Below are 6,970 nucleotides of genomic sequence, written 5' to 3' on the forward strand. Positions count from 1 at the left end.
AACGCCTTTCAATACGGAGTTACTGACGCAAAAGCAGCGTGCAGGAAATCAGGCCCTGGCTGTAATGAATCAGCATCTGGCGAGTCATACTTTTTTCGTCAGTGAGCGTTACTCCATCGCCGATATCGCTCTCTATGCATACACGCATGTAGCAGGAGAGGGCGGCTTTGAGTTGTCGCAGTACCCGGCAGTAGTCGCCTGGCTGCAACGAGTGCGTGAACAGCCACGGCACATCACTATTGATCACTGGAGTGCCGCAACGCCCTCGTAGGCTGCCAGAGAGATCACTTGCAGTACCTCTCATATGCTGCAATTGCGGGAGCTAGATTATGACTAGGGCTAAGTTATGAGTGGTGTTGAGTACATCGCCTTTCAGGAGCTGAATCGTACGCAGCTGCTTGACGTTGTGAACAAGGAAAGGGTTCGCAAGCATCTTGTTTCTCACGACGCATTTGATGAGGCTACCTTAGAGGCCTGGATTGCCTCTAAGGTAGATGTGGATATGACGGCTGGCTGTAAGGTTAGAGGGATCAAGGTTGACGGTGACGTCGCGGGTTGGTGTGGTATTCAGTACGAAAACGGTGGCTATGAGCTGGCGATTGTGTTGGATCCATTGTTCTGGGGGATCGGGGTTGCTGTATTCAAGGATGTGATGGAATGGGCGTCTGAGCTGGGGCACAGAGAGGTTGCGCTTCATTTATTCAATACGCGCCCTGAATACAAATTTCTCAAGAAAATGGCGTCTCGTGTTTACGAGAGTGAAATGTTTGGGCAGCGGTACACGAGTTATTTGCTAAGGGTCCAGAAACCTAGGGGCTAGTGTGTGGAGACACGCTTGGCTAATGATCATGCCCTGAAAGGAAACTATCATGCTGTCTTTCGAGTTTTTGTTGACGTCGCTAGTCGTTGTTCTTATTCCGGGTACCGGTGTCCTATACACTGTTGCCACTGGTCTGTTTTCCGGCAAACGCGCCAGCTTTATAGCTGCACTGGGCTGCACTCTAGGTATTCTTCCAGCGCTGTTGGCGAGCAGTCTGGGGCTTGCTGCAGTTTTTCATACTAGTGCTGTTGCGTTCCAAGTGGTTAAGTATGTTGGTGTGGTTTATTTACTGTATCTGGCTTGGCAGATGTGGCGATCTCCGTCGCCGCTGCAGGTTGCTGAAGGGGGCGCGAGCGGCGGCTTTTCAAGTATCGCTGTCAAAGGTTTTCTTTTGAATATATTGAACCCCAAGTTATCAATTTTCTTTTTGGCGTTCCTTCCTCAATTTGTTCCTGGTGCGGCGGAGAATGCGTTGAATAGCATGCTTTTATTGGGCGCGGTATTTATGCTAATGACTTTTGTTATTTTTGTTATGTATGGTTTTTTATCGAGCTTGTTTGCTGCCTACATTATGAAATCTGATAGAGCTGGTGTTGTTATCCAGAGAATTTTTGCAACCAGCTTCGCGGCACTTGGGTTTAAGCTGGCACTGAGTGAGCGGGTTTAACCAAGCGCTGTAGCTCGCCGCCAGGACGCCGCTACGCTCGATGTGCTGTACCAGCGGAGCCTCTGCTATGCCTTGCTTTACTCCGACTCGCGGGAAAAGGTAGTTTTCTCAGCCAGTCAGTTACCGGTATCTTTGCTGTCGGAACAACAAAACGGTGTCAATGGACATGACCAACGACGAGTTTGACGCGCTGGTTGCGCGCCTTGAAAGTCAGGCGGTGAGCCGCCCTTTGCTGTACAAGATGCGCGTGCTGATGCTGGCGCTGCTGGGATATGGCTACATTACCTTTATGTTGATCGGGTTGCTGCTGATGACCTTGCTGTCGCTGGCGGTCCTCAAAGGTATCGGCCTGAAGCTGGCAATTCCGTTGCTTATTCTCATCTGGGCAGTGCTCAAGGCACTCTGGGTGAAACTTGAGGCGCCAGAGGGGCGACGGCTGACCCGGAAAGAAGCCCCCGCTCTGTTTGCGATGATCGATGATCTGCGTAGACGCCTTAAGGCGCCCCGGTTTCACCGGGTGCTAGTGACCCATGACTTCAATGCCTGCGTAGTACAGACCCCGCGATTGGGGATCTTCGGCTGGCATCGCAACTATCTTGTGATTGGCCTGCCGCTGATGAAAACCCTCAGTGTGGAGCAATTCAGGGCCGTGCTTGCCCATGAATTTGGCCATCTGGCTGGCGGCCACGGCCGGGTTTCCAACTGGATCTACCGGTTGCGTCTCAGTTGGCATACGCTGATGTCCTCGCTTACCTCCGAAGGTCGTTTCGGTACCTTTCTGTTTCGCCGCTTTTTCAATTGGTACGTGCCTTATTTCACGGCGTATTCGTTTCCGCTGGCTCGGGCGAACGAATACGAGGCCGATGCTGCGGCAGCGCGCCTGACATCGCCTTCTTCCATCGCTGAAGCGCTGACGGCGGTTAACGTTGTTGGTCGCTATCTGGATGAGCGCTATTGGGCCGATATCCACCGGAGTGCCAGCGACTTGCCGCGTCCTGCTTTTGCCCCGTATGGCAGCCTTGCCGACAAGGTTTCTGTGGGGTTGGAAGATCAACCCGTTCAGGAGTGGGTGTCGCTAGCCCTTGACCGCAAAACCAGTTCGGAAGATACGCATCCGGCGCTTGCTGACCGCCTGAAAGCGCTTGATCAAGCGCCACAGCTGAGTCTGCCTGCCGAGCAGGACAGGGCGGACAAATTGCTGGGGGACTCGCTTTCGGTTGTGACCGGGGAGCTTGATTCACGCTGGGAGCAGAGCATCCTGCCTGCCTGGGAGGAGCGCTACCAGACTGCCGAAAAAGGGCGTGCGCGCTTGGCCGAGTTGGCGGCGGAGATTGCCAGTGGCGTTGAACTGACGGATCAGCGGCAGTATGAACATGCGTGCCTGACCGAGGAGTTTGGCGACGGCGCCGATGCGGCACTGCCAATGTTTCGCGCGCTGCAGAAAGCCTCGCCTGATCATCCCATACCTTGTTATGCCTTGGGCGCGCGGTTGCTGCAGCGGAACGACCCTGACGGCGTGGCGCTGGTTAAGCGGGCTATCGAACTGGATGACGACGCACGGCTCAACGGATACGAACTGCTTCGTGACTACTACTGGGGCATTGGGCAGGAGCAGCAGGCCCATGAATGGCACGCGAAGCTTGTTGAGCGCCACCACCTGCTTCAATGCGCGCAAGCCGAACGTGCGCAGATTACCTTGAAGGACAAGCTTGATCCGCATGGGCTGGATGCTGAACAGCTCGCGACGCTACGTGCGCAACTGAAGGGTATTCGTGGGCTGACTCGGGTTTATCTCTTGCGCAAACGGCTGGAGGCTTTTCCCGAGCACCCGCTTTATGTTCTCGGCTACTGCTGCACGCCGTGGTGGGGGCTGCGCAATCGCAAAAGGACCAAGGCGCTTGCTCAACGCATTGTGGATACCGTTTCCCTGCCGGGCGAAGTGTTTGTTCTGAACGTGGAAGGCGACAACTACCGTTTCGGCCGCAAGTTCTTCTGGAAGCGTGGGACGAAAGTACTTTGAGATGGATTGGGCGCGGTCTGTTATAGCGGTTGTGCTAAGTGGGAGTTGAGTTGGCTGGCAGAGCAGCATAACGCTGCCAGCACTCATTCTGCCCTGGCTGCTGAACTAAATGTCATAAAATTTGGAGGTCGAGTGCATTGTCCAAAGTGTAGAAATGAGGTGCTCAAGCCCGCAAAGCTGGAAGAGGGGCTGCCTGCGATGGGGTGTCCGGCGTGTGATGGAGCGCTTCTTTCTTTGTTGTACTACCGTGACTGGGCAGAGAGGGCGACGCTGCCATCTCCCGAACAGACCACCAATGAGCTATCCGATGAGCAGGACGCAAAGGCGGCACTGTGTTGCCCAAAATGCAGCCGGATCATGACCAAGTATTCAATTGCCGGCTCAGTGGGCACGCGGCTTGATCTGTGTGGCAACTGCGATGAAGCCTGGCTGGACGGTGGAGAATGGAGCACCCTAAAGGCGCTCGAGCTGGCCCAGAAGCTGCCGGCTGTTTTTTCTGATCAGTGGCAGCGGCGGGTTCGCATGGAGCGAACCGAACTGGACCGTGTTGAAAGGCTCACACGGCTGGTTGGTCATGCTGACGCAGAAAAGGCAGTCGATGTGAAGAAATGGTTGGCTTCAACGGCGAACCGAGCACAGATACTGCATTTTCTATCGATTGAGTGAGCAGGGGGATTTCTGGTAGCCAACCACACGGCTGTCAGTTATCCGCAAGCTGTTGCTATTGACCGGCGATCCAGGGGGCCTCTAGGAGCTGCTATCTTCTCAGTGAATTTGGGTTTTGTGGGGGGGGGATGTTTTTTACCTGCTGGTACGTTTTATTAGGAACAGGGATCGTAGCGTTATTGGAGACTGGTGAGGGCCAAGGTGACACTCGAAAGAAAAGTGGCAAGCTTCTTTTTGTTAACTGATGAAAATTGGATGAAGCACGCCAACCCCTGGAGCGTGTATACAAGATACTCTGTCTTGCCTTTGATCGTTCTCGCTTTCTGGAGTCGTATCTGGATTGGCTGGTGGTGTTTGATTCCAGGTCTGCTCGCCATTTCGTGGATGTTCTTTAATCCCATTTTTTTTAGTAAACCCAAATCAACAAAAAACTGGGCATCCAAATCAGTGTTGGGGGAGAGGGTTTATCTCAATAGGGATAAAGTGCCTATCCCGGATATTCACGTCACTTACCTATACAGCATCCTCAATTTTATTTCGGCGATGGGGATGTTCCTTTCCATCTGGGCAGTTGTCTACTATTCGGTTTGGGGGGCCGTACTCGGGGTCGCTTTGGCGTACCTTGGGAAAAGCTGGTACCTGGATCGCATGGTCTGGCTCTATGAGTCAATGAAGTCAGAAACCGAAGAGTATCGGAAGTGGGAATATTGACGTATGAACGTTAAGCCTCCCTCGTCGCAGCGGGTTGGTAGGTTGTGCGTTCGCCTGAACTGGAAACATGTGAATGGATATTAAGATTCGCGTCATGCTTCCAGCTGACCTCTCTGCTACCGCCGTTGTCCACCGTTCAGCCTTTGCCCGCCAGAAGCTCTCTATTGAATGGCTGACCGCAACGCTCAACGCCCACCCGCGTTTTCTCTGTTACCTTGCAGAAGAGCAGGGCAAGGTGGTGGGCTACATTCTTTGGGCGCAGAAGAGCGGGTTTCGGGATCAGGTCGTGCTGGAGCTTGATCAGATTGCGGTGCTGCCCGATCTGCGCGGTCAGGGAGTGGGCCGGGCGTTGATCGATCAGTCGCTGCCGATGGTCAAAGCAGCGCTTGCGCAGCAGGGCTCGACGTTGAAGCACATTGTCGTTAGTACCCGTGCCGACAACCACGCGCAGCGTCTTTACCGCGATGCGTTTGGGGCTGCGGTCGTCGCCACCATCAGTGATCTGTATTCTGCTGATGAGGTGTTTATGGTGGCGAGAAATACGCCTTTGTAGGGGACAACGCTGCCCGGCAGTCTGCTACCAAGGGCGCGAAAGTATATTGAAAACCGCGATCGGCGATATTGCTGTGTAGAACGAGGGTGGTTCTGTGGCGTTAAGACAGCTGTATCGTGCATCCGCTTGGACGTTGTTTTTTCTGTTTTTCGGTGTTTGGTGGCTCGCTGATATGGTTGTGGGTGGAACGCCTGCAGGACACGCGGTGGTAACAGTTCTTGCCGATTTTTCTAACGCCCTGCAGCTGGCGTGGTTATATCAGTTGAATGTGGATCTGGGACGGCACTGTGGATTTCGATCCAGTGGCACTGAAAATCGGTTTGCCGCGATGCTGGTAGCGTTACTCGTCATCCTCGTATTCATCCCAAATGGGCAAGCCGCTGAGACATGGACTGCATGGTTCGCCTTCATCGCGCTGTTTTTTCCCTTGCTGTATCTGACCAGCGCGCATGTTGCGCAAAAGCTGGTTGCATGCGAGGCGGCTGCGCTGGGGCATCAGCGTTCTCGGGGTGGAGCAACGATGATGTTCATGTTCCTAGTGGTTGGGATCTGGTTTCTGCAGCCGAGGATCAAACGTTTGCTGGTCGAAGCGGCCCATCGCTAGGCGCTGTCATGGTCGCTGATTAGGAAAAGCTGCTTTACCTGACGCTATGATGGGATTAACGTCGCTACATGGCATTGAGCCGGTTTCAGGAGCCCAAGGATGGCGCGCAAACGTACCTCTGCTGTCGAAGATTTCATCGTCGTTCTGTCCCGCCTGCCGTGGTGGGCGAGCTTGCTGATCGCGCTGGTTAGCTGGCTGATTCTGCACCCCATCGCCACCGCACCCGTTGCACCACCCGTCGCGCTCAAACCGGGCGACATGGGGGGCATCCTCACCGCGCAGCTGTGGCGTACCCTCGCCATGTTTGGCCAGTACCTGATCCCGTTCTGCTGCCTCCTCGGTGCCATCGGCTCGATTGCCGCACGCCGCAAACGCAAGCACCTATTCGACAGTGTCAAAACCGCCACCCAACCGGCCAGAACCATCGACGGCCTCAGCTGGCAGCAGTTTGAACAGCTGATCGGCGAAGCCTTCCGCAAACAGGGCTACAGCATCACCGAAACCGGCGGCAACGGCCCGGATGGCGGCGTAGATCTGATCCTGCGCAAGCACAACGAAAAATACCTGGTGCAATGCAAACACTGGCGCTCTTTGAAAGTCGGCGTACCGGTGGTACGCGAATTCTTCGGCGCCATGGCCGCCGAGGGCGCGGTGGGTGGTTACGTCGTCACCTCCGGCCAGTTCACAGCAGAGGCCAGGGCCTTCGCCGAGGGGCGCAATATCCAGCTGATCGACGGCGGAGGCCTAAAACGCCTCATGGTCCGTCACAACCCGACCACCCCAGTAGCAGAACCCGAACGACGCCAAGCAGCACCACAGCCGCAGGCACCAGCCGAGCCGCTTTCCAACCGCGATGGAATGCAGATCGACATGCCATACAGGTTTATTGAATGCACAAAATGTGGACGTCACGCTATTACAGCGGGTGG

General features: G+C 54.8%; 9 protein-coding genes. All 9 read left to right on the plus strand.

Features of this window, described 5'->3' with window-relative positions; genetic code table 11:
• Positions 1 to 271: glutathione binding-like protein (locus tag C1949_RS18970; protein WP_211287220.1), on the plus strand; the 271-nt coding region annotated here is incomplete at its 5' end.
• A gap of 75 nt (positions 272 to 346) precedes the next feature.
• On the plus strand, positions 347 to 820 hold the full coding sequence (locus C1949_RS18975; protein ID WP_104739935.1) for a GNAT family N-acetyltransferase: 474 nt from the start codon (positions 347 to 349) through the stop codon (positions 818 to 820).
• A gap of 49 nt (positions 821 to 869) precedes the next feature.
• Positions 870 to 1,487 carry a LysE family translocator gene (locus tag C1949_RS18980; protein ID WP_104739936.1) on the plus strand — a complete coding sequence of 206 codons (618 nt, stop codon included), beginning with the start codon at positions 870 to 872 and terminating at the stop codon, positions 1,485 to 1,487.
• A 166-nt stretch (positions 1,488 to 1,653) separates the two neighbouring features.
• Positions 1,654 to 3,507 (plus strand): M48 family metallopeptidase, encoded by a 1,854-nt coding sequence (locus C1949_RS18985; RefSeq protein ID WP_104739940.1) that lies wholly within the window; start codon positions 1,654 to 1,656, stop codon positions 3,505 to 3,507.
• 159 nt (positions 3,508 to 3,666) lie between these two features.
• Positions 3,667 to 4,173, plus strand: a complete 507-nt coding sequence (locus C1949_RS18990; RefSeq protein WP_229744514.1) for a TFIIB-type zinc ribbon-containing protein — start codon at positions 3,667 to 3,669, stop codon at positions 4,171 to 4,173.
• A gap of 201 nt (positions 4,174 to 4,374) precedes the next feature.
• A complete protein-coding gene (locus C1949_RS18995) occupies positions 4,375 to 4,884 on the plus strand; it encodes a DUF6653 family protein (protein ID WP_104739941.1) in 510 nt (169 codons plus the stop codon).
• Between the two features lie 73 nt (positions 4,885 to 4,957).
• Complete coding sequence (locus C1949_RS19000; RefSeq protein ID WP_229744512.1) at positions 4,958 to 5,437, plus strand: GNAT family N-acetyltransferase; 480 nt, start codon at positions 4,958 to 4,960, stop codon at positions 5,435 to 5,437.
• Positions 5,438 to 5,531: 94 nt separating this feature from the next.
• Positions 5,532 to 6,041: a hypothetical protein gene (locus C1949_RS19005; protein ID WP_146040363.1), complete on the plus strand. Its 510-nt coding sequence runs from the start codon at positions 5,532 to 5,534 to the stop codon at positions 6,039 to 6,041.
• A gap of 99 nt (positions 6,042 to 6,140) precedes the next feature.
• The coding region (locus C1949_RS19010) for a restriction endonuclease (protein WP_104739939.1) at positions 6,141 to 6,970 on the plus strand (830 nt) is incomplete at its 3' end.

Origin of the sequence: Halopseudomonas oceani (assembly GCF_002903165.1) — a bacterium.
Taxonomy (GTDB): Bacteria; Pseudomonadota; Gammaproteobacteria; order Pseudomonadales; family Pseudomonadaceae; genus Halopseudomonas; species Halopseudomonas oceani.

Coding starts and splice junctions, on each gene's coding strand:
- C1949_RS18975 (WP_104739935.1), top strand. CDS start 347: ATGAGTGGTGTTGAGTACATCGCCTTTCAGGAGCTGAATCGTACGCAG.
- C1949_RS18980 (WP_104739936.1), top strand. CDS start 870: ATGCTGTCTTTCGAGTTTTTGTTGACGTCGCTAGTCGTTGTTCTTATT.
- C1949_RS18985 (WP_104739940.1), top strand. CDS start 1,654: ATGACCAACGACGAGTTTGACGCGCTGGTTGCGCGCCTTGAAAGTCAG.
- C1949_RS19000 (WP_229744512.1), top strand. CDS start 4,958: ATGGATATTAAGATTCGCGTCATGCTTCCAGCTGACCTCTCTGCTACC.